Origin of the sequence: Providencia sp. PROV210 (genome assembly GCF_028479445.1) — a bacterium.
In the GTDB taxonomy this organism is placed as follows: domain Bacteria; phylum Pseudomonadota; class Gammaproteobacteria; order Enterobacterales; family Enterobacteriaceae; genus Providencia; species Providencia rustigianii.
Genome location: NZ_JAMPNQ010000004.1, coordinates 106,001 through 129,805, shown reverse-complemented (window position 1 = coordinate 129,805; position 23,805 = coordinate 106,001). Strand labels below are relative to the sequence as shown.

Below are 23,805 nucleotides of genomic sequence, written 5' to 3'. Positions count from 1 at the left end.
CTGACCTCATTGATGAGCAGAGGGGGGATTTATTAAAGTCCTAACTGTGATTGAATTTTAGCTATTTCATCAATCCATTCTTGCTGAAGTAACGGTTTTTGATGAGCCACTTTACGTTGTTTGTCGGCTTGTAGCTTATCTTCTAATATCAACAACTGTTCTAATAATACATCTTGGTGCGAGGGTAACTCTACGAAGTCTATTTTTTTAGAAAATAGGCTTGTACCAGTAAGATCAGTCAAGTCCTGCTGTGGTGAATAAGACTGACACTCAATCTGTTGATAAATATCTTCAAGATTAAGATATTCTTCAAGCTGGTTATTGTGAATATACCAATAACGCTGGCAGCTATTTTCGATGAGCCATTTATCGTGGCTGACAACCAATAATGCGCCGTTGAACTGCGAAATTTGCTCACTTAAGGCTTCTTTACCTTCAAGGTCAAGGTGGTTTGTCGGTTCATCAAGCAGAATAAGTTCATATTCAGCCAGACTTAATCCGATAAACAATAACCTTGCTCGTTCACCTCCGCTCAGTGTTGCCACTTTCTGTTGGTGCCGTGAGTATCCAAAACCAGCACTAATTAGTGCCATTTTTCTCTGCTCATCGGTTAATGGTGCAAAATCTCGTAGTGCATCGCTCAGGCTATCCCCACCATGCAACTGAGCAAGTTGCTGGTCATAGTAGCCCACAGAAATTGCAGGATGAAATTTGAGGTGCATTTCATTGCGCAAATTCTCTTGGTATTTTTGCCAGATTAAACGTAACAACGTGGATTTCCCACAGCCATTTGCGCCAATAATTGCGATGCGGTCACCGCTTTTTATTTGATGAAACTTACTAGCAAATAGCAAGTTACCGTCCGGTGTTGTGACTTTGGTACCATTCAATTCTAGAACACGATCGGCGGGAATAGACTTACCATTCAATTGTAACTGCCAGTGATAACCCTCAGAAAGATCTGTTTGATCATCTTTCAAACGGTCAATTTGCTTTTCCATTTGCTTTGCTTTTCTGGCAAGCCCTTCATTGTCATAAACTTTCCCCCAGATAGCTAATCGCTTAGCAGTGGTAGCAATACGGTCAATTTCCTTCTGTTCAGCTTGATAGCGATGCTCATCTGCACGATCGGTTTCAGCTAAAGCTTGTCGAGCTAAGCTGCAGGGTAAACGGTAAAAATGCAGTGTTTTATCACGTAAAATCCATGTGCTATTGGTGACTTTATCGAGTAATGATTGGTCATGGGAAACCAATACAAAGCTTCCTTTCCAGTTTCCTAAAAAATTACCTAACCAAATTAAGGTAGGTAAATCCAAATGGTTACTCGGTTCATCTAGCAGTAACAGGTCAGGTTGGCTGATCAGTGCGCGTCCTAATAACAAACGGGTATGTTGTCCACCACTAATTTCATTAGCTGATTGCGCCCATTGATGGGGAGCAAAGCCTAATTCAGATAACAACACTTCAGCTCTCCAGCGTTCTGAAACTTGTTCTTGCTCTGGGAGTTTTTGGAGTAAAACATCGATGAGTGTTGACTGTGCAACATCAATTGGCAAATGCTGCTCAATATAGGCGGTTACACAATGATTAGCATAGGTGATATACCCACTGTTAGGTGTTAATTGTGACGTTAATAATTTTAGTAGGGTACTTTTTCCACTGCCATTATGGCCAATTAACCCAATACGATCCCCTTGCTGTAGGGTAAAGCTGATGTCTGAAAGTAGTGATGTGGTGGATGTATCGTAGTTTAATGATTTTACAGATAATAATGTGCTCATAGCTTACTCGAAATTTAGGCGTAACAACGCCATGGTATTGTCATCACGACAACCCAGTAAGCTGAGAAAAGACTCTTTAGCTGCTTTGCTCAGGCAGGGTTATCGCAGTATAAAACTGTGAAAGCCTGAGCACTGGCGATTACCAAAGAAGTGTGAGTATTCAATAAGATCACACAACAGCATAAGATTAACCTCCTTTTTATTTTGATTATTTTGGTTGAACAATGGCCGCATGATAGCAAACAGGATGGTTTTAGAACAACAGTAATTATCTGGTTAGCTTATTCATGATTAAGATCCATTTGGTTTTGAGAATACTGAAAAAGTAACTAAACGATAACTAATAACGGCATTTTTTAATGAAAATTAAAATGATTTAATGCTTTATTAATTATTTATTAAAAATAAAATTAACGGAAAAATAATGTTTTTTTTACTAAAGTAATAGAGGTAAATAACGTTATTGATTTTATTGTTACTTTTTTATATTCAACTCTACATTTTTCATTCTAAATTAAGCGTGAGTCGCCTTTTTGTGATACAGGGTGCTTTAACTTAAGCTAAACTTTGATAAACTTATATTAAATAATAAGATAGGTAGAGTTTGCGTGCTGTTTTTACAGTCTTTCGTTTGGGAAATAATAAATATTTACGTGATATTTATTTCAAGTGAAAACTATTTTGTAATGTGACTAATTTTTAGGGTAATAATCAAAATAACAACAGTAACTTACTCATTTATTCTATAAATAGAAAAGGGATGGTATGAAAACAAATAATCGCAAAATAGTGTTTTATATTATTTTGGTTCTCGTGATAGTCGCTGGAGGCTTTTATTATTGGAGTATGAATTCTAGTGATTTGTCTGGTGGTTTTGCTCAAAGTAACGGAAGAATCGAAGCGACAGAAATTGATATCGCAACAAAAACTGCTGGTCGAATAGATACCATCTTAGTTAAAGAAGGTGATTTTGTTCAGCAAGGGCAAGAGCTGGCTCGGATGGATACCCGAGCATTACAGGAACAACTTCATGAAGTTCAAGCACAATTGCGTCAAGCAATTAGCGCTGTAGTTACGGCTGAATCTGGATTAGTGCAACGTAAAAGTGAAAAATTGGCAGCACAAGCGGTTGTTCGTCAGCGTGAAGCTGAATTAGATGCCGCACAAAAAAGGCTAAACCGTTCTCGTGTATTAGTGAAAACAAATGCAGTATCTCAACAGCAAGTTGATGATGATACGGCACAAATGCAGGGGGCAAAAGCTGCGTTAGAAGCCTCGAAAGCACAGGTCGCTGCATCAATAGCCGCCATTGATTCTGCTCAAGCGGGAATTGTGCAGGCAAAAAATCGCGTAGAAGCTGCCACCGCGACCGAAAGGCGGATTACTGCAGATTTAGAAGATAGCATTTTAAAAGCGCCTCGTAATGGCCGTATTCAGTACCGAGTTGCTGAACCGGGTGAAGTTCTCGGCTCCGGTGGTCGAGTACTTAATATGGTGGATTTAAGCGATGTTTATATGACGTTCTTCTTACCAACAGAGCAAGCGGGCAAAGTGGCTTTAGGTAGTGAAGTTCATATTATTCTTGATGCGGCTCCACATATTGTGATCCCAGCTAAGACAACTTTTGTCGCCAGTGTTGCACAATTCACGCCTAAAACAGTTGAAACCCAGAACGAGCGATTAAAGCTCATGTTCCGTGTACGAGCGCGCATTTCACCTGAACTTCTAGAAAAACACTTAGAATATGTCAAAACCGGTTTACCGGGTAAAGCGTATATTCGTTTAGACCCGCAAGAATCTTGGCCGACAGAACTTGAGGTGAGACTACCACAATGACCGATAAATTGATGGATGATGTGATTGTTGATTTACAGCATGTCAGCCAACATTACGGTGATAACTGTGCGTTGGATGACATCACTCTTGCCATTCCGGCCAGAAAAATGGTGGGGCTAATTGGTCCAGATGGCGTAGGGAAATCAAGCTTAATGTCACTGATCGCTGGAGCTAGAGTGATTCAGCGAGGGCAAGTTATTGTACTCAATGGTGATATGCACGATGCTGAGCACCGCAGAAATGTATGCCCAAAAATTGCGTATATGCCTCAAGGTTTAGGGAAAAACCTTTACCATACGCTATCCGTATATGAAAACGTTGATTTCTTTGGGCGACTATTCGGTCAATCGAATGAAGAGCGGGAATATCGGATTCAAGATTTGCTTGAAAGCACAGGACTCGCTCCTTTTAAAGACCGACCTGCGGGTAAATTATCCGGAGGAATGAAACAAAAACTCGGTTTATGTTGTGCGCTGATTCATGATCCGGATTTACTGATACTTGATGAACCTACAACGGGTGTGGATCCATTATCGCGTGCTCAGTTTTGGGATCTCATAGACCGCATTCGAGAACGGCAAACAAATATGAGTGTTTTAGTTGCAACGGCCTACATGGAAGAAGCGGAACGCTTTGACTGGCTTGTAGCAATGGATGATGGCAAAGTCATGGCAACAGGACATGCCTCTGAATTAAAAGCACAAACTGGTTGTGATGATCTTGAAGCGGCATTCATTGCCTTGCTGCCTGAGGAAAAACGCAGTGGTCACCAGAAAGTCATCATTCCCCCTCGGGATACTAGCAAAGATGATGTGATTGCCATTGAAGCTCAAGATTTAACCATGCGGTTTGGCAATTTCGTGGCGGTCGACCACGTTAACTTCGAAATCCCCAAAGGAGAAATTTTTGGTTTCTTAGGCTCTAACGGTTGCGGTAAATCCACGACGATGAAAATGTTGACGGGCTTATTGCAAGCAAGTGAAGGGCAAGCATGGCTCTTTGGCCAAGAGATTGATCCAAAGGATATTGAAACCCGTAAGCGGGTTGGATATATGTCCCAAGCTTTTTCGCTGTATAGCGAATTGACTGTTGAACAAAACCTTGTATTACATGCCAAACTTTTTCATATCCCAGAAGAGAAAATAGCGCCTCGCATCGATGAAATGTGCCAACGTTTCGATCTTGAAGAAGTGCGAAATACGCTGCCAGATGATTTACCTTTAGGTATCCGTCAGCGGCTTTCTCTAGCTGTTGCTGTTATCCACCAGCCTGAAATGTTGATACTAGATGAACCAACTTCTGGGGTAGACCCTGTTGCACGGGACATGTTCTGGAACTTGATGGTCGATTTATCAAGACGTGACGGTGTCACTATTTTTATTTCAACGCACTTTATGAATGAAGCAGAGCGCTGCGATCGAATTTCACTAATGCATGCAGGAAAGGTACTAGATTGTGATACACCAGAAAATTTGATCAAAAAACGTGGTTTAGAGACGCTAGAAGCCACATTCATTGCCTACTTACAAGATGCGGTTGGGGATAGTGGCGCTGGAAAAGAGAGTGCACCTGAATTCCATGTTGATGCTGGATTAAAACAGCAAACTGCAGAATCTTTAAAAAAACGCTTTAGCTTTCGTCGACTATTTAGTTATAGCATTCGGGAAGGCATGGAATTACGTCGTGACCCTGTGCGTTCTACTTTAGCGTTACTCGGCACAGTGATCCTGATGTTTATCATGGGATATGGGATTAGCATGGATGTTGAAAACTTACGTTTTGCCGTGTTAGATCGTGACCAAACTGGGCTGAGCCAAGGCTATACTTTGAATTTAGCGGGATCTCGGTATTTTATCGAACAACCTCCGCTACAAAATTATGAAGAGCTTGAGTTAGGCATGCGAAGTGGGCAAATTACGGTGGCTATTGAAATTCCACCTAATTTTGCTCGAGATATAGCGAAAGGAAACAAAGTTAAGCTCGGGGTATGGATTGACGGTGCAATGCCCAATCGTGCTGAAACGGTACGTGGTTATGTTCAAGCTATGCATTTAGCGTGGTTAAGCTCCATGGCGGCTCGTCAACCTGCCGGTGTTGCGAGTGTGCCTGCCGTAGATATAGAAACCCGTTACCGTTACAATCCGGACGTACGTAGCCTTCCTGCCATTGTTCCTGCGGTTATTCCTCTATTATTGATGATGATCCCAGCCATGCTTAGCGCATTAAGTGTGGTACGAGAAAAAGAGTTAGGGTCAATAATTAATCTATATGTTACCCCGATCACCAAATTGGAGTTTTTACTAGGTAAACAGATTCCTTACATTATTTTGGGAATGTTTAACTTTGTTTTACTCTGCATTTTATCTGTGTACGTATTTGGGGTGGAGTTTAAAGGTAGTTTCTTATCCTTGAGTTTGGCGGCATTTCTCTATATCACGATTGCTACGGGAATGGGGCTATTGATTTCCTGCTTTATGAAAAGCCAAATTGCGGCTATTTTCGGAACTTCAATTATCACATTGATCCCTGCGACGCAGTTTTCAGGAATGATTGACCCTGTATCTTCTTTAGAGGGGATTGGCCGTTGGGTGGGAATGGTATATCCAACGTCCCATTTTCTGACGATCACTCGAGGGATATTCTCGAAGGGATTAAGTATCTTTGATTTGCAAACCTCATTTATTCCCTTAGTCATCACCATTCCAATCGTGATTGGATTAAGTGTCTATTTCCTGAAAAAACAGGAGTCTTAGGGATGATCCAAAAAATACAAAATATCTTTAATCTGGGAGTAAAAGAGTTACGTAGCTTAGGGCGTGATAAAGCGATGCTGGCATTGATTGTGTTTGCTTTCACCGTCTCTATTTATTCCTCGGCGACAGTGACACCTGGCTCATTACATAATGCTCCGATTGCGATTGCTGATCAGGATAAATCTCAGCTCTCTAACCGGATTATTAATAGTTTTTATGAACCGTATTTCTTGGCGCCTGCGGATATCACTCCGAATCAAATTGATGGGCTACTTGATCGCGGGGCTTATACTTTTGCCATTGATATTCCACCTAATTTTCAACGTGATGTCCTAGCAGGGCGTCATCCTGCTATTCAACTGAATATCGATGCAACACGAATGAGTCAGGCTTTTTTGGGAAACAGTTATATCCAAAATATTACCCTCGGTGAAGTTAACGAATTTCTTGCGAAGTATCGTAGTCAAACAAGCTTACCTGTGGATCTTGAAGTCCGTATGCGCTTCAACCCCAATCTAACTCAATCATGGTTCGGTTCAGTGATGGCGATCATCAACAATATCACCATGTTATCCATTGTATTAACCGGAGCAGCGTTGATTCGTGAGCGGGAACATGGAACTGTCGAACACTTGATGGTAATGCCGCTAACACCCTTTGAAATCATGATGTCAAAAATCTGGTCAATGGGATTGGTGGTTCTGATTGCTTCGGGAGTTTCATTGTTATTGGTAGTTAAAACTTTGCTACAAGTTCCGATTGAAGGCTCTATTTTATTGTTTATGTGTGGGGTCGCATTGAGTCTATTTGCAACAACATCGATTGGTATTTTTATGGGAACGATAGCACGGTCGATGCCTCAGTTTGGGTTATTAATGATATTAGTTTTATTACCGCTAAATATGCTTTCTGGGGGAATGACGGCGAGGGAAAGTATGCCGCAACTGGTTCAAGATGTGATGCTGACGATGCCTACCACACATTTTGTTAACTTAGCTCAAGCCATTTTATATCGTGGGGCGGGTTTCCAGATTGTTTGGCCACAATTTATTATTTTGATTGTGATAGGTAGTGTTTTCTTCAGTTTTGCCTTAATGCGCTTTCGAAAAACCATTGCCACTATGGCTTAACTCAATTATTTCTGTCGATATATCATAAAACGCTTGCTGATTAGTTTAGTAAGCGTTTTAATGCCCGGCCTATTAATTTTAAATTAATGATTAGATTATACCTATCAAATCGATAGTGACGACTGATTGGATTAAGTTACTAGAAAACAGTAACTTAATAGGCAACCAAACAGGAGAATATCAAATGTCATTAATTAATACTCAAATCAAACCTTTCACTAATCAAGCTTTTAAAGACGGTAAATTTATCGAAGTGACTGAGAAAGATGTTGCTGGTAAATGGAGCGTTTTCTTTTTCTACCCAGCTGACTTCACTTTTGTTTGCCCAACTGAATTAGGTGACATTGCTGACCATTATGCTGAATTCCAAAAAATGGGCGTAGAAATTTTTTCTGTTTCTACTGACACCCATTTTACTCATAAAGCATGGCACGAAAGCTCTGAAACTATCGGTAAAATCAAATACGCAATGATCGGTGACCCAACAGGCGCACTGACTCGTAACTTCGAAAATATGCGTGAGAATGAAGGTCTGGCTGACCGTGGTACTTTCGTTGTTGACCCACAAGGTATCATTCAAGCTATTGAAATCACCGCTGAAGGTATTGGTCGTGATGCTTCTGACTTACTGCGTAAAGTTAAAGCTGCTCAATATGTTGCAAGCCACCCAGGTGAAGTTTGCCCAGCTAAATGGAAAGAAGGCGAAGCAACACTGTCTCCATCTTTAGATTTAGTCGGCAAAATCTAATCAATAAATATTGATTAAGTAAATTGCAAAGTAAGCCAAGTTGCAGGCACCAAACATAATAATGTATAAGCCTGCAACCTGGCTATACAACGGGTAAATGTACCCGAATTTATAGACAAGGGGATTACATGCTCGATAATAATTTACAGGCGCAATTAAAAGCCTATCTAGAAAAATTAACCAAACCCGTAGAATTAGTTGCAAATTTAGATGACAGCGAAAAATCTAACGAAATAAAACAATTACTTGAACAAATTGCTTCGTTGTCTGAGATGGTGTCTATGCGTGTAGAGCAAAATAGCGCTTTGAGAACACCATCATTCTTAATCACCAACCCAGGGACCAATATTGGCATTGGCGTGCGCTTTGCAGGCTCTCCATTGGGCCATGAATTTACCTCTTTGGTTCTGGCTCTACTGCAAGTCGGTGGACATCCATCCAAAGAAGCCCAAGAATTATTGGATCAGGTGAAAAGCTTAGACGGCGATTTTCACTTTGAGACTTATTATTCATTATCTTGCCATAACTGTCCGGATGTCGTTCAGGCGCTAAACTTGATGGCAGTTCTGAATCCAAACATCTCACACACGGCAATTGATGGTGCATTATTTCAAAATGAAATCGACGAACGCAACATCATGGGTGTTCCAGCCGTTTTCTTAAATGGTAAAGAGTTTGGCCAAGGCCGCATGACACTGAGTGAAATTGTTAGCAAAGTTGATACTAATGCTGATGCCCGCGCTGCGAAATCGCTCAGTGAACGTGAACCATTTGAAGTGCTAATTATTGGTAGTGGTCCTGCTGGCGCTTCGGCAGCGGTATATACTGCACGTAAAGGCATCCGTACGGGTATGGTCGGTGAGCGTTTTGGTGGCCAAGTTATGGATACTGTAGATATCGAAAACTATATTTCGGTATTGAAAACAGAAGGGGCTATTTTAGCAGGTGCCCTGAAGAATCATGTAGATAGTTATAATGTGGATGTCATTGATGGCCAGTCTGTGACTAAATTAATCCCCGCAGAACATGTGGGTGGCTATCATCAAATTGAAACTGCCTCCGGTGGTGTGATGAAAGCACGCAGTATTATTATTGCAACAGGAGCCCGCTGGAGAAATATGGGTGTACCGGGTGAGCAAGAATACCGCACCAAAGGTATCACTTTCTGCCCACACTGCGATGGCCCATTATTTAAAGGCAAACGCGTGGCTGTAATCGGCGGTGGTAACTCTGGTATTGAGGCTGCAATCGACTTAGCGGGTATCGTTGAGCATGTTACGGTTCTTGAGTTTGCTTCAGAATTAAAAGCTGACTCAGTGTTACAAGAAAAAGCACGAAGCTTAGGTAATATCGATATTATTTTAAATGCTCAAACCCTTGAAGTGAAAGGGGATGGCAGCAAAATGACTAGCTTAGAGTATAAAGACCGTACCGATGACAGTGTACATTCTTTAGAGGTTGCTGGGGCATTCGTTCAAATTGGCTTGTTACCAAATACAAATTGGTTAGGCGATACAGTTGCTCGTAACCGTATGGGCGAAATAGAAATTGATGCACGTAACGAAACCAATGTAAAAGGTGTATTCGCTGCGGGCGACTGTACTACAGTGCCATATAAACAAATTATCATTTCAGCCGGAGAAGGTGCAAAAGCCGCACTTAGCGCATTTGACTACCTAATCCGCACAAGTACCAGAACCGCTGAATAGTCGTATTTGTCTATAAATTCAGTAGGTTGTAGTCTAAAGGCACTCGGGGGCGAGTGCCTTTTTTTTGTGTGTATTTTAATCAAAAAAGGCTCAAAAGTGCCTAAAAGTGTTCAAGTGTGGACAACTTGTGGACGATCTAAACGCTGATTTGGTGGTACTTACAGCGGAGAAATGCATCCCAGTGTGGACAATTTGTGGACATGCAAAAGTTAAATTTGCATCGTTTCTCGTCGTCAAAATCATCCTAAAACGAACAATCTATTAAGCTAACTCTGTTCCTCCCTTTAATGGATTATATGTAATCGCATCTTGAAGAAAGTCCGGTGCAAAGTGCGCATAGGTCAATGTTTGCTGTAATGTTGAGTGACCTAAGATCCTCTGCAAAGTAATAATACTGCCGCCATTCATCATAAAATGAGTTGCGAAAGTATGCCGTAATGCATGTGTGGCTTGGCCTAGCGGCATATCCGGCTTAATGGTCTTTATGTGCCTTCTAAACATGTGATAAGACGTTTTCGGGAATAGTAGCCCCGATTTTTTCTCACAAATCATATCCGCAACTTCTTGAGAAATTGGTACAATTCGCGCTTTGCCTGTTTTGGTAAAGGTGAATCGAATTTTATTTTGAATAACGTGGTCGCGTTTTAATTTAACGGCTTCTCCCCAACGCGCGCCGGTACTCAAACATAAAATCGCCACTTTTTTATTATCGCCTTTCAGCAAATTAAGCAGCAGCTCGATTTCCTCGCTAGTTAAATACGACATTTCGGTCGCTTTTTGCCTTAACCGAGCTAATCCACGTATTGGGTGCTGCCCCCTAAATAAATCGGTGCGCTTTAAGGCGGTAAAGATGCCGCTTATTGCGGAGAAATCACGATTTATTGTGGAAGGCTTAATTCCCGCCGCGAGTCGGAGTTCACGATATAACGCGAGTTGCTTATCGCTTAATAGGCACATTGGCGGGTTATCGAGCGCAGTGGCGATGCGTGTCGCTCTAAATAACGTATCTCGCCCATAAGCATTGTTTTTACCAAATGTATTCCACCACAAGTCAATTAAGTCTTGTAACGGGCGAATATCATTGGATTTATCCAACCAGTCTTTTTGCATTTTGTCTGATAAGGCATAACGTTCAAACAAAACCGCTTCATGTTTCGTTCCAAATCTACGTCTGACGCGTTTTCCTTGACGGCCAGCCGGTCTAATGTCCACTTCATATTGACCTTCTTCGAGTTTCTTAATAACCATAAGAAAGCCCTCCAAGGGTCGATTGGCTTTGTGAATTGGCTTCACAAAATGCCTGATAAATTGTTAACCAGTTTTCTTGTCTGAGCGGGGTGATTCTGAATTTTCGAGCCCAGTGTGTGCTAAGGCCGGTGCGATTTGTCCAGCCTCTGGGTTCACTTCGTCGAACATGAACCAGTCTCGATATTTTCTGAATTTAGGATGTTTGAAAAATTTCATAGCCGACTCTAAAGACATTTTGGCTTTTCCACTTTCATATCCGTGATAAGTAACATAATTAATACCTACTAAATCAGCAGCTTGCTTGACATTGAGCCTTTCTGATTCACGTATAAGCTTTAGTCTTTCGCTATCGTACGTTGACATTATATAAGAGATCTCTTATTTTATAAGTAAGTTGATATTTCCTTGCAGCGATGCAAAGAGTCCTAAAGCGCTAGAAAGCGCCTGATATTAGAGGGTAGCAGATGAGAGAGAAAATCGTAAGTCTGTCAGATGGTGTGACAGAGGAAAAGTTTGCGGAAATGATTGGTAAGCCAACAAGTGCAGTGGCCGATATGCGTAAAGCGGGTAAGTTACCCATAGTGCAAATGAAAAGGCCCGGCTCTAGTCGTGCTGAGAATTATGTGTATTTGCCCGCTTGGAACAGTGGTTTAAGGCTAGCCTATGAGTCGTTACCGGTAGAAATGCGCGACGGCTGGTTGGTGTGGTTAGGTTTGGGTAAACCGCAATGAGCCGGATTGTTGGTGTGAGCCGTCATTGTGCGGTGTATCGCGGGTTTACGATTATTACGTTGCCTCGCAAGACATGGACACCAATCACTCGTTATCACGTTTGGCATGTCGGGGAGTCGTTCGGTAAGTTCGATGCAATGGCTGAAGCGACAAAATATATTGATGGGCTGTGGAGGGCGAAAGATGGAAAGTAATTTAAACGCTAAGCATACACAAAACGGGGTATATATTTGTATTGAAGATAAGTATTCGCCAATAAATAGTATTGTTTTTGAATTATCACAATTAATACATTTTCTTCCCGTGAATAATGTTGGTAATACCGTTTTGATTTCTGTGAGTGGAATGGCCGACTTTAGCCCAAGTATTCCGTTTGCCAAGTTTTTAAGTTTCTTTCGTTATGTTATAGAGCAAAGTCAGAAACAAAATAGCCATTCACATTTGTTCACGATAACAATAAAAGAAGATTTGTTTTGTGAATGGCGGAATTAGTTAATTAAAAACGTTTACGACGTGCTGATGGGTGTGAGTCACCAATATTAAATTTAGACGAAAATGCTTTTGAAAAATGCATATTGGGAATCAATACACCGGCAGAATCAACAATAGGTGATGAAATGATTTTATCTTTGAAAGCTTCAGCTCTTAACCGTGTTTCTTTATATGAAGGTAGGTGTGTTTCTTGTTCGATACCTAAATTACTTATGCCATTAAATGTGGTGAAGGCAGTCCAGTGCCAGTCGTTGGTAGTTTCTTCAATTTCAAAGTATATAAGGCTTTTGTCATCATGTGCTTCTAAATCAGCTTGTTCAGTATACAAAATAATTTCTTCTAAATTATCAAACGATTCTATTCTAGAAGAAAAACTAGGACTAGTTATTTTGAACTCTTTATACACAAGCTCCCAATAAGAACTTTGTTTATCTGCATGAACATAAAATTTCATTGCATTTTCCTTTTTTGAAGTGGCCGTTATGCCTGATTCCCGTCAAGAAATTGCAGGCATAGCAAATATACCACACACCATGTTGCCGATCATGGTTAAAAAAATCGGATTAAATATCGTAAGGTGATTATTAATATAGAAAATAATTAGAGTTAGATAGCAATTAAATAATCAAATTAATAAACAGTGACCTTTATCGGTCAGGGCTTTTTATTACCTAAAAATGAGGTTTTAAAATGAGACATATTCCAGAACCTATATTTACCCCTGTGGCTGAAAATATAAAAGCAAATAGGGAAGATGAGCGTAAATCATTAATGAACCGATATGCCGATCGTCAGCGTCAATTAGCCGACAAAGTATTAACAGAGAAATTAGATTATGCGCAAATTCATCAATTATTAGTCGATGAAGCGGATAAATTCGAATCGCAAGCGGGAGATCTTAATTATGTCTGATGTTATTGACCGTGCCAATGACCATGCGGCGCTAGTGCTGGAACAGAATATTCAAGCAGCTAGAAAGCCGGTAAATGGCGTATCTGCATTTGAATGTGAGAATTGCGATCATCCGATACCTGAGGCAAGGCGTAAAGCGGTAATGGGCTGCACGCTCTGTATTGACTGCCAAACGCTATTTGAGCTGAAAGAAAAACATTATCACAGCGTATGAGAAATCATTCTATATAAGTAAATAGCACACAATCAATGCCTATCTCGTGGGTTGTGTGCTCAAAGGTTATCACATGAAATCATATCATATTCAGGCGTTATTACCTCGCCTCGTACACGACTTTCAATTTAAAGAGCAAAACGGCTATTTTCGCCAAGGTGTATGCCCTAATTGTAAGAAAAAAGAGTTGTTTACTTCGATTGAAATGCCGTTTGTATTGCGCTGTGGCCGTGAAAATAAGTGTGGTGCTGAGTTGATTGTTAAAGAAATCTATCCTGACATATTTGATGACTGGTCAGCACACTATCCTAAAACGCAGCAAGCGCCCAATGCCGCAGCCGATGCTTATTTACAGCACGCCAGAGGGCTTGATGTCGCACCGTTAAAGGGGCTTTATTCGGAATCTAGTTATCATGCCAATGGGTTGGGGGCGGCAACGATTAAATTTGCCTTACCTGAAGGGGCTTATTGGGAGCGTATTATTGATAGGCCGTCACGGTTTGATCGCAAAGCTAACTTTTTTGGTTCTTATAAAGGGCATTGGTGGACACTGCCGCAACAGGATTTAACTAAGGCCAAAGAGATTTGGCTAACAGAAGGCATTTTCGATGCGTTAAGCTTGATTCAAAATGGCATTGCGGCGGTATCGTTAATGACTTGCCATAATTACCCTGAAGTTGCTTTGAATACACTGAAAGCTGCGCTAGGCAATACTAGAAAGCCGTTGTTGGTTTGGGCGTTAGATAATGGCGCAGCCGGCGAACGAGCTATGAAAAAGTTTGTTGCCCGCAGTATCGATGATGGATGGAAAGCCACGGCCGCCAGACCCGCGGAAAAAGAGTGTGGTAATGATTGGAATGATTTATTGATGCGGGGCAAGTTAACGGAGCGCGATATTGCCCGTTATCGTTATTACGGCAAGTTGTTGTTAGCCTCAACGGCGTTTGAAAAGGCGCGTTTAATGTTTAATTGGACGGAGCGTTCAGAGTTTGATTTTCAACATGATAACCGCTTGTATTGGTTTAAGTTAGATATCGATAAAATGATGAAAACCATCGAACGTATTCATGATGCTGAACCCGATTTAGATGAAGATGAAGCCAGACAAAAAGCGGTAAAAGAGTCTGGTACGGTAGTTGAAATTGCCAATTGTTATCCTACCCCGTTATATTTCCAAAAGTCGGTTGAAACCGATGAATCATGGTATTACATGCGTGTTGATTTTCCTCGCCAGCCACAGGTTAAAGCCACGTTTACCGCCTCGCAGTTAACCAGTGCCAGTGAATTCAAAAAGCGTTTATTGCATGTGGCCAAAGGGGCGGTTTATACCGGCACGACCTTGCAATTGGATCGCATTTGCAAGCAAGCATTGCCGGATATCAAAGAGGTGATCACGCAAAATTATGTGGGTTACAACAAAGAGTATGGCGTGTATGTGTTTAATAGTGTGGCGGTGCAAGATGGTAAGTGCTATTCGTTGAATGAGGAAGATTATTTTTCTCTTAATAAGTTGGATATCAAGACATTAAGCCTTAGTCCATCATTAGCTATTAATACCGATTTTAGCGAGTTTGATACTAATTGGTTAGACTCGCTTTGGGAAGCGTTTGGCGCGAAAGGTTATGTGGTATTGGCATTCTGGTTGGGTTCATTTTTTGCGGAGCAGATACGAAAGACGCATAAAAGCTACCCATTTTTAGAAATTTGCGGTGAGCCTGGTTCAGGTAAAAGTACGTTGATTGAGTTTTTATGGCGTTTATGCGGCCGCGCAGATTATGAGGGGTTCGATGCATCAAAATCAAGCGCAGCCGCTCGAGGACGAAACTTTTCACAGATAAGTAATTTGCCGGTGTGTTTAATTGAAAGTGATCGCGTGCAAGATAACGCAAAACTTAAAGCGTTTGATTGGGAAGAACTTAAGTCACTGTATAACGGCCGTGCAACGCGTTCACTAGGGGTGAAAAATAGCGGCAATGAGACCTATGAGCCATTATTTAAAGGCAGTATTGTGATTGCACAGAATGCCGAAATTAACGCATCACGTGCGGTTTTAGAACGAATAATTCATCTTTATACCGATAAAGCTGAGCAGAGCATCGAAACTCGTTATGCCGCAGTAGCCCTTGAGCGTTATCCTATTGAAAAGTTGTCAGGTTTCCTGCCTACGGTGCTGATGAAAGAAGCGGCAATATTAAAACAGTATAATGAGCGTGTAGATGGTTTACAGGCGCAGTTATTTGCAGATAAGGAGATTAACCATGAAAGGATCGCCAAGAATCATGCACAGTTAATCGCTTTATTGGAAACGTTAGCGTTAGTTTTACCCGTAAAAGCGGCTCATATTCGTCAAACGCGCGACTTTATTATTGAGTTGGCCAAACAACGTGTTCAAGCGATTCAACTCGACCAGCCGCCAGTGATGGAGTTTTGGGATATGTTCGATTATCTGCAAGATAATGAAGCGTTTGGTGTGAATCATAGCGTTGAGCAGGGTGTTTATGCGGTGAATTTTAACCATATTGCACAGGTGGCCAGTGAACATCGTCAATCGGTGCTGTTGAATACAGATATTAAGAATTTATTGAAATCGGGCCGAATGCGTAAGTTTGTGGGCGTTAAGACGGTGAGAAGTGTGGTAAACAGTCAGTTTAATAGTTCTCTTGCGGTGGGGAGTACACTTAAGAAGCCCGAAGTGATTAAGTGTTGGGTGTTTCAGGATAATAGTGAGGTGTAGTTTCTGTTCCATTCTTCTATAGGCTGCCGATGTGCAGCCTTTCTTTTATCTATCGATAAATCCCATGAATTAAGTAAATGCTCATCATCAATATTCTATGAAAGCGTAGGTAAGTGAATCTATGGATAACAGAGTAAGAATTGACTGTTATTTAATCTCTTTTATAAATATAGAGAATTTATGGGAGGGGTTCGGAAAGCGGTTACAATGGTTACAAAATTAAAATAGTCTTATATCTTATTGATAATAGATAAAAATATAGGAATAGTAAAAGGTTACAAATGGGTTACTTTGCGGTTACGTGTAACCGTTTTAAGAGGTTACAAATTAAAAGTATAACTTATTGTTTTATAAGGGTGTAACTTTTTAACCCCTATTTTGTAACCCGTTGTAACCAGTAAAAAGTTACAATGGAGTTGTTTGTAATCAGTGAGTTATAGGTGGTTTTGGTAGGGTGTAACCGATGTAACCGGTTTCCGAATAGGGGGCGGGTAAAATAAGAAGATTAGAGAATAGAATAACTTCGCTATTTGCCTTAATATAATAAAATATTAATATGTTAATCTTTAAGGAAGAGATATATGAAAAATGAAACTAAATCTGAATTCTTGAAATTTTTTCTTAATTTAATAATTATCATAATTGGAACTTTAATTTTCGGGGTTTTATTGGAGAAATTTAAAAATGATGAGTCATTTAGAACTACTCTAATAAAAGATTATTATAGCCCATTGAAAATTAAAGAGTCAGAATGTGGTTCTAAAAGTAATGATTATTCAAAAGCATATTTTGGTATAGGAAATTATTACTCAGAACTGCAAAAAAGATATGTTGCAAATAAAAAAGGAGTTGGTCCGTCTCTCACAATAGAATATCAAAAATATTTAATAGATACTCTTAAATCAGCTATAGATTTATCAAAAAAAGCAGAAAAAATAGGATATGAATTAAGAAATTGTAGGGGGGAATTACATCAGTTGCATGTTGAATTATCATTAGTTACAGGGTCATATCCTGAAGTAACAGATTTATATAATAAAAAACAAAATGAAATACAGAGTTTACAGAGCCATCTTAAGATCGAAGCTGACAAGTTTAATGAAATTTCAAAAGGTACATTTCAAGATGAAATTCTAAATAATTTTTTTAAGGCTGGAGATTTATCTAAACCTGTAAATAAAGGTGATAATAAATTCTTGGATGCTTTTATAGAGAAGAACATGCCTTCATTGATCCCAATATTTTATAAAATAGCAGAAATAGAAGTTGAAGCATCAAATATAGAAAGAAAATATAATAAGATAATTGATAAAAAAATAGAATTAGAAATAAGTGAAAGATTTCGTAGGGGGTTATTATCGAGAATTGGATTGTAACACTTTTAATTTAAAGGGGCTAAAATAGAATTGCCCCCATTTTTATGGTATAAGTTTTAATTTAAATCAAGGAATGTACTTTTCTACATCATGAAAATATTCATCGTCATTGTATTCAATTACTAAAGCAGAACTAAACCGAGCTCTTGTCAATCCTACATATAATTTGGCTCTAGTTTCATCATTAATATTAATGGAGTTATCTTTTATCCATTTTATCATATTATCTGTTGGGTAAATAAGAACCCTATTAGCAGTTAAACCTTTAGACTCACCAAAATTTTTTACCTGAAAATCTAAGTTTACCTTTTTTGTTGAACTCCAACGTAGTTGTAATGGATTAAACATTTTTAGGTAACTATCTACTTGACTTGGTTTTATAACAAAAACACCTATATGTTCATTTGGAGTTATTCTACACTTACTACATTTACATTCTGTTGGTATGGGTAGGTCTGGGTATAATTTAGAGGAAAAATCGCATATTTTTTTATTGTTCCTATGAGATGCGTTTAATGTATCTCTATCTATAAGACACTTTATTTTTTTTCCTAATTCACTTTCAATGAATTTAGCTATATTTCCATTAGAATATTTAGAATAACGCTTGGAAAAATGAGTTAGGTATGTAACCTGCCTTGGATCACCAACTAAAATAACAATGGACTCAGTTGAAAATAAAAGTTTAATTATATCAAGGTCATAGCCGGCAAGATCTTGCACTTCGTCTACAAGTATATGTTTGTAAATTCTAGATATTCTCTTTATGACTTCCCCATTTGACATTTTATTTACTTGAAAAACGAATTTTGAGATTTTATCTGAGTATATTTTATTTGTGGGGGTTAAATAATGTTTAAATACATCCTTTTCACCCCAATAGATAGGCGCTCCAGTCGAGGTTTTTATTCCAGCTCGAAGACCTGATTTACTGCTTGTTAAGTAAAATCCAATAGTTATGTTATCCAAATTGCTATCTAAAATACTTTGATATGGCTTTACACCATGTTGTAATAAAAAAGAAAACCATGTCTGTATGGTTATATTTTCAGGTAAATAACCTTTTTGTTCTATAATTCTATTAGCTATTTCTTTCCCGTTAGCTTCAGTAAAAGTTGTTATAAGAACACTTTCATCTTTAATTGAAAGTGCTTTCATCACTAGATGATTAGTTTTTCCAGAACCAGCTGCTGCAATAATTAATTTGTTATTCATCACACCACTCAACCGCGTCATGTAAGTATTTTGGAAAGTTCAATTCTTCTTCAGATTCAAATACATGTAAAGCCCAATCGGTTTTATTATTTTCCATATAATTAGAAATTTCATCTACAGTTTTGTATTTTTCTTTATTTATTTTTAGTATTGAACATAATTTTTTTATTTTTTTCCTATTAGCATCAACAAACTGTGGTTCTAGAGTATTTAGATTGTTTCTATCATCTGCAAATATTTTAATATTTTCGCAATCAGAATATTCACTATATTTTTTAGTTATTTTTTTATCAAAATCGCTATCATTATCAGTGATTACTGCCACAGGTTTATTAAGATGGAAAGCTATCTCTAAAAAACGTTTAAACGTAAGTTTAACAGATATAACATCAATTTCATTTTCTATAGGAAGAGAACCTTTATGTGTATTCATATACAATTTTTGGAATACTAACTCATCTGAGTCACCTTCAACTAATACGGCCTTTTTACAAAGCAGCAACCTAAGCGTTTGATAGCCTGGTAATTTTTTAAAAAAATCATATGTATTTTTATTTAATTTATTTAGTCTGATTGTTTTTTTATCATTTAATAAAATTAAATTTTCCAAACCTAGCTTATTTGCTACAAAACTACTGTGAGTAGTTATAATCACTTGCTTCCCTTCACAGTTACTATTTATTTTTTTAATTAGATGGTTTAGCTTTGCATGAGACAAGTGATTTTCTGGTTCTTCTAATAAGATTAAATTTGCTTCTTTTGCTTTATTGTGACCTAAAGCTAAATTAGTTTTAATTATGCACTGTTCTCCTTTACCAATTTGATGAAATGGTATTTGATCTAAATATGTCATAAGTACCGTTTCCCAAGAATTCTGGGTGGATAAATCAGCAGAAACATGTAATTTTTTGCTTGAAATGTCAGCTTTTTTGTTTATTTTTTTATTTATATCTTGCATAGATTTATCATTGATAAATCCATCTTTCATTTTTCGATATGCTTGTGATAGTTTTATTTTTTCTTTATCATTTAAGTCATTCTTAATTATTCTAGCAATGTAAACATCTGAACCATTTTGGTACTTATTAGAAGATGAGTCTATTATTATCGATTTAATAGGTATTGAGCGCGATGAAATCGTATCTCTAGCAAAAGATTTCAAAGTTATTTTATAATACTCGATAGGTAAAGTTAGTATGGTTTCATCGCTCTTCACAAGCTCTTCATATTCATCTTTATATTCATCATCAAATTCTATTTTAAAAGATATACCACAATGTTTTGTTTTTTCATTATTTCCATTGCCTTCAAACAAAGGAAGATCACATTTTGCAAAATAAACTTCTATAGTGATTTTAGGTGGAGGTAGTTTACTAGCCTTATCTAACGAATTTAAATACTCGGTAATAGATTCATTATTAAATAAGTACTGCGTTAGTTCATTTTTCAGGTACTTACCGTGTAAGATGCCTGTTAGTGCTAGGTTTATTGCCTCTAAAATAGTTGATTTACCCGCTTCATTATCACCTACAATAATATTAATACCATCGTTAAAAGATAGTGAAAAAGGTTCTTTAAAACTCTTATAATTTTCAATATACACTTTTTGAATATTCAACGGTTACACCTATTAGCTTGGCTCTAAGTTAATTATTAATAAATAAAGCTTATTATAGTAGCTTTAAAATAATTATAATTCTGCGCTAATTTGCACAATTTTAATATTAACTTATAAGGTATTTATCACCAGTTGTGGTCTAGTTCTCTGCTTCCGCACACCTGCACAAAATCCCACCCCTTTTGTGTGCGGGCGAGGCGGGGGAGCAAGCGCGCGCAAAGGGGTAAAAATGGGCTGCGCTGGCTATGGTGCAATTAGCTCGTGAGTAGTGTTATTTGTGATTATTTGGGCTACATAGCCGAGATGAGATAAAAAATAGATTTGGATATGTCGAGTAGATAGAACGGCGCTAAGACCGTTCTATTGTGTTTGAGCGGAAATGTTTATGATCAGGTTCCCTACACTATGTTGGAAATAGATTACTTTCAGTTAAACTCTCTGTACTTAACGTGTGATGAGTTATTTATAATTCGGCTCTTTCCCCTTCGCCTGCGTCAAAAAATCCAGCAACGCATATTGTTTAAAGCGGATCGCCTCAACGCCTAACATGTCATTAATTGATTTCATGCTTTCCATCAGTGGCAATAACTCATTGAACCAAAACACCATTGCGGCTTTCTCGATATCGCCGAGGCTACCGGAACCTTGCGGAATGATCCCCATCAACTGCGGTGGGATGCGGTGCATTGCCAACAAATCATCGCGTGTGGTGTCTTTGATACCAACAAACTCATCTTTTGCACTGATTTGTGAGAATGGCATGATTTGAATCCCATCCTTGCCGCCATTGGCTGCATACACAAAAATATTCTTAAATGCTTTACCTTTGCGGGCTTCGGTGAGTGATTTTTTTAATGACTCGACTGCCTTGTCGTCGGCCAATGCCGCGGAAAGATAAACCATCACACCGGCGTGACTGCCGTTCTCATAATAGTTTGTCCGAAATAGGGTGGCTGAATGATTCAAATTTGCTGAAATTAGTCCAGCTAAATAATCGGGTACGCCATAAATCTCTTGATGAATACAGGGGTTTTTCAGGTGAATAACGCTATTTTTGCGGAACTCATAAGCATCTTGGTAATTCTTCACTTGCCAGAACTGCCCCTCATTCACACCGGCGCGGGTGTATTTTGCCAATGAGGGTTTAAGTGCCAGTATGTCGCCGAGCCGGTTGATACGTTTTTCGAGGTAGCCATTGCCAAAAACCACAAAATCTTGTGCAAATGAAATGAAATCAGGTCGTGATAAATAGGGTGTAGGTTCAAAGCAACTGGTGATCACATTGCGCTTAAATACCAAGGGGGATTGATGATAAGCCGCAGATGACGTAAAAGAGCGCGCAATACCATTAAAATCAATCGGGGTTTCATACCAGCGGCCATTGTGGGCGCACTCCATGCAGTCGAGTAAATCGCTACCACTAGACACAATTGATGGCGGGTCAAAAGTAAATGAGCAAAATTCAGGGGCTTGTGCTTGTTCGTCTGTTGCTGTTAATTCAGTTGCTTGTTCCATGTTTAAAACTCCATTACTTGCGCGCCAGTGCCGCCAGTTTCACTGGATATGGCTTCGTTAGAGAAAATGTTCATTGCCGCCCATGCCAGATCGCCATGGTCTAAACCACGTACACGGCTTGATTCATACGTGATAATCCCGCTTGGGGTTTGAATTTTCTTGATGGTCATAAAAGAGGTGATCAGTGACTTGTGTAACCCTGCATCGTATTCAAAACGGCCGCTACGGATTAGCATTTGCATTTTCATGATCATCATGCGTTTTATCGGGGCTGAATAGTTGAGTAAATTTGCCGCTGGAAAGAACTTCACAACCAGCTCATGCACGGCTGCACCTGTACCGCCAGTGCCATCAATGGTGATTGATTGCACGTTATAACGTTGTGTAATACGCCTGATTTCTTCGGCTTGTTTCTCGAATGCCATACCGCGTAATTGAATAGTTTCAATAATGCGAAATTTGCCACCACTTACCGCCGGTGGTGACGCGATAACAAGCCCTAAACCATCGCCATTATCGCCCGTGCCCGTTGGGTCGGCACCAACCCAAACAGGTCGATTACCCAGTGGGCGTGGGGCGTAAGGTTTCCAATCGGCCCATACATGGTTGTTATAGCCATCCACGCCGCAGTTAATCAATGCATCGTAGCTGAATGCTCGCTCACCAGTTTTAACGAACTCACACTCGTATAAATTGCGAAAATCATCAGGTGGGTTTTCGTCTTTAATTTCTTCCAAATCAACACGATCAAGGCCACGGGCGATAGCATCGTGAATATTAACGATTTGTCGCCACATCTTATCCGCACATTTGTGACCAGACTTTAAGACCTTGTGTGAAAGCTCAATGATTTTACGTTCTTTTTCGGGGTTTCCTTTGTTATACAAGTCACCTGTCCAAAATGAATAGGCCTCGTGATCTTCACTGGATGGAGTCGAAAAGTAGGTACGTCGTAAATGGGTATGTGATGCCATGGCGGAAGCAACTTTGCGTAACTCCAAGAAACGCGATACCCAAAACACCTCATCAAAATAGAGATCACCAGTGTATGACTGTGCGGTTGCCGCTGCGGTACCCAAGAAAAACAAAATAGCGCCGTTGGATAACATAATTTCGTCACCGCCTTTAAGCTCAACGCCGACTTGCCTTGCGAGCAATTGAATAAAACGTTTGAACTGAAAAGCTTGAGCGCGGCTAGCAGAGAGAAATATCTGGTTATTGCCGGTTTCCAATGCGGTTAATAAGGCCTCGCGGGCAAAATACCACGTGGCACCAATTTGCCGTGATTTAAGAATAAAGCGATTTCGTTGTGTGCGTTCATTCCACCATTGGCGTTGATACTCAAATAAGCTATCCAACACCAAAGTTTTTAGTTGTTCGATTTGCTCAGGGGTGAAATGGTTTTTTTGTGTCTTCGTTTTGGCCGTGCCTGAACTCTGCTTTTTCACTTCTAATCGTTCAAAGCGATCTAATTGCCGATTGAGAAAATCCACCGTTTTAAAGTCATGGGCGGTCATGGTGTCTTTCGCCATGATACGCAGCACTTTTACATGCGTTTGGTCATTCACGCGATGAATAGGGGAAGCCTCATCCCATTTATCACGTCGTCGCCATGAATAAATTGTATGAATACTTGTGCCCAGCCGTTTTGCAATCTGCGAAACGCTGTAAGCCTGCCAATAAAGCTCTTTGGCCTCTTGTCGTGGGTCAATGTCTGTTTTCATCATATTGTCACTTTGTCACGCCCGCGCGTAACCCTCTATGAATAAGGGTTCTCATAGCCTTATGAGAAC

20 protein-coding genes are annotated in these 23,805 nt (G+C 39.4%); 12 read left to right on the top strand and 8 right to left on the bottom strand.

Features of this window, described 5'->3' with window-relative positions; all coding sequences use genetic code 11:
• Positions 1 to 32: 32 nt before the first annotated feature.
• Positions 33 to 1,781: an ABC-F family ATP-binding cassette domain-containing protein gene (locus tag PR761_RS03730; RefSeq protein WP_154611075.1), complete on the bottom strand. Its 1,749-nt coding sequence runs from the start codon at positions 1,779 to 1,781 to the stop codon at positions 33 to 35.
• A gap of 765 nt (positions 1,782 to 2,546) precedes the next feature.
• On the opposite strand from PR761_RS03730, the gene PR761_RS03725 reads away from it, so the two are divergent.
• From PR761_RS03725 to ahpF, 5 genes are all read left to right on the top strand, one after another.
• Positions 2,547 to 3,617 (top strand): HlyD family secretion protein, encoded by a 1,071-nt coding sequence (locus tag PR761_RS03725; RefSeq protein WP_006813066.1) that lies wholly within the window; start codon positions 2,547 to 2,549, stop codon positions 3,615 to 3,617.
• Positions 3,614 to 6,370, top strand: coding sequence for a ribosome-associated ATPase/putative transporter RbbA (gene rbbA, locus PR761_RS03720; protein WP_006813065.1), 2,757 nt, complete (start codon positions 3,614 to 3,616; stop codon positions 6,368 to 6,370). The genes PR761_RS03725 and rbbA overlap by 4 nt, the downstream gene beginning before the upstream one ends.
• Positions 6,371 to 6,372: 2 nt before the next feature.
• Positions 6,373 to 7,500 (top strand): ABC transporter permease, encoded by a 1,128-nt coding sequence (locus tag PR761_RS03715; protein WP_006813064.1) that lies wholly within the window; start codon positions 6,373 to 6,375, stop codon positions 7,498 to 7,500.
• A gap of 184 nt (positions 7,501 to 7,684) precedes the next feature.
• Positions 7,685 to 8,248, top strand: coding sequence for an alkyl hydroperoxide reductase subunit C (gene ahpC / locus PR761_RS03710; protein ID WP_039854074.1), 564 nt, complete (start codon positions 7,685 to 7,687; stop codon positions 8,246 to 8,248).
• A 128-nt stretch (positions 8,249 to 8,376) separates the two neighbouring features.
• Positions 8,377 to 9,957: an alkyl hydroperoxide reductase subunit F gene (gene ahpF, locus PR761_RS03705; RefSeq protein ID WP_154611076.1), complete on the top strand. Its 1,581-nt coding sequence runs from the start codon at positions 8,377 to 8,379 to the stop codon at positions 9,955 to 9,957.
• Between the two features lie 261 nt (positions 9,958 to 10,218).
• On the opposite strand, the gene PR761_RS03700 is transcribed toward ahpF, so the two are convergent.
• Both PR761_RS03700 and PR761_RS03695 read right to left on the bottom strand, forming a co-directional pair.
• Positions 10,219 to 11,205, bottom strand: a complete 987-nt coding sequence (locus tag PR761_RS03700) for a phage integrase (protein WP_154611077.1) — start codon at positions 11,203 to 11,205, stop codon at positions 10,219 to 10,221.
• A 63-nt stretch (positions 11,206 to 11,268) separates the two neighbouring features.
• A complete protein-coding gene (locus tag PR761_RS03695) occupies positions 11,269 to 11,568 on the bottom strand; it encodes a helix-turn-helix transcriptional regulator (RefSeq protein ID WP_154611078.1) in 300 nt (99 codons plus the stop codon).
• 101 nt (positions 11,569 to 11,669) lie between these two features.
• Between PR761_RS03695 and PR761_RS03690 the strand changes: the two genes are divergently transcribed.
• The 3 genes from PR761_RS03690 to PR761_RS03680 are packed head-to-tail and all read left to right on the top strand — an operon-like array spanning position 11,670 to position 12,428.
• Entirely contained in the window at positions 11,670 to 11,936 is a 267-nt protein-coding gene (locus PR761_RS03690) for a Cox family DNA-binding protein (protein ID WP_154611079.1), read from the top strand.
• Positions 11,933 to 12,130 (top strand): hypothetical protein, encoded by a 198-nt coding sequence (locus PR761_RS03685; RefSeq protein ID WP_154611080.1) that lies wholly within the window; start codon positions 11,933 to 11,935, stop codon positions 12,128 to 12,130. Before PR761_RS03690 ends, PR761_RS03685 begins: the two co-directional genes overlap by 4 nt.
• Positions 12,120 to 12,428 carry a hypothetical protein gene (locus PR761_RS03680; protein ID WP_154611081.1) on the top strand — a complete coding sequence of 103 codons (309 nt, stop codon included), beginning with the start codon at positions 12,120 to 12,122 and terminating at the stop codon, positions 12,426 to 12,428. The genes PR761_RS03685 and PR761_RS03680 overlap by 11 nt, the downstream gene beginning before the upstream one ends.
• 4 nt (positions 12,429 to 12,432) lie before the next feature.
• On the opposite strand, the gene PR761_RS03675 is transcribed toward PR761_RS03680, so the two are convergent.
• On the bottom strand, positions 12,433 to 12,882 hold the full coding sequence (locus PR761_RS03675) for a hypothetical protein (RefSeq protein WP_154611082.1): 450 nt from the start codon (positions 12,880 to 12,882) through the stop codon (positions 12,433 to 12,435).
• Between the two features lie 236 nt (positions 12,883 to 13,118).
• Here PR761_RS03675 and PR761_RS03670 point away from each other — a divergent pair, with 236 nt between their 5' ends.
• The 4 genes from PR761_RS03670 to PR761_RS03655 all read left to right on the top strand — a co-directional run bounded on the left by PR761_RS03670 (position 13,119) and on the right by PR761_RS03655 (position 17,664).
• Complete coding sequence (locus tag PR761_RS03670) at positions 13,119 to 13,340, top strand: hypothetical protein (RefSeq protein ID WP_154611083.1); 222 nt, start codon at positions 13,119 to 13,121, stop codon at positions 13,338 to 13,340.
• Positions 13,333 to 13,554 (top strand): TraR/DksA family transcriptional regulator, encoded by a 222-nt coding sequence (locus tag PR761_RS03665; RefSeq protein ID WP_154611084.1) that lies wholly within the window; start codon positions 13,333 to 13,335, stop codon positions 13,552 to 13,554. Before PR761_RS03670 ends, PR761_RS03665 begins: the two co-directional genes overlap by 8 nt.
• Positions 13,555 to 13,627: 73 nt before the next feature.
• Complete coding sequence (locus PR761_RS03660) at positions 13,628 to 16,288, top strand: toprim domain-containing protein (RefSeq protein ID WP_154611085.1); 2,661 nt, start codon at positions 13,628 to 13,630, stop codon at positions 16,286 to 16,288.
• A 581-nt stretch (positions 16,289 to 16,869) separates the two neighbouring features.
• Entirely contained in the window at positions 16,870 to 17,664 is a 795-nt protein-coding gene (locus PR761_RS03655; protein ID WP_154611086.1) for a hypothetical protein, read from the top strand.
• Between the two features lie 66 nt (positions 17,665 to 17,730).
• Here the strand turns inward: PR761_RS03655 and PR761_RS03650 are convergent, their stop codons facing one another.
• The 4 genes from PR761_RS03650 to PR761_RS03635 all read right to left on the bottom strand — a co-directional run bounded on the left by PR761_RS03650 (position 17,731) and on the right by PR761_RS03635 (position 23,739).
• On the bottom strand, positions 17,731 to 18,879 hold the full coding sequence (locus PR761_RS03650; protein ID WP_154611087.1) for a UvrD-helicase domain-containing protein: 1,149 nt from the start codon (positions 18,877 to 18,879) through the stop codon (positions 17,731 to 17,733).
• Positions 18,872 to 20,497 carry an ATP-dependent nuclease gene (locus tag PR761_RS03645; protein WP_154611088.1) on the bottom strand — a complete coding sequence of 542 codons (1,626 nt, stop codon included), beginning with the start codon at positions 20,495 to 20,497 and terminating at the stop codon, positions 18,872 to 18,874. The genes PR761_RS03650 and PR761_RS03645 overlap by 8 nt, the downstream gene beginning before the upstream one ends.
• Before the next feature lie 459 nt (positions 20,498 to 20,956).
• Complete coding sequence (locus tag PR761_RS03640) at positions 20,957 to 22,012, bottom strand: phage portal protein (protein WP_154611089.1); 1,056 nt, start codon at positions 22,010 to 22,012, stop codon at positions 20,957 to 20,959.
• 2 nt (positions 22,013 to 22,014) lie between these two features.
• A complete protein-coding gene (locus tag PR761_RS03635) occupies positions 22,015 to 23,739 on the bottom strand; it encodes a terminase large subunit domain-containing protein (RefSeq protein WP_154611090.1) in 1,725 nt (574 codons plus the stop codon).
• Between the last annotated feature and the right edge of the window lie 66 nt (positions 23,740 to 23,805).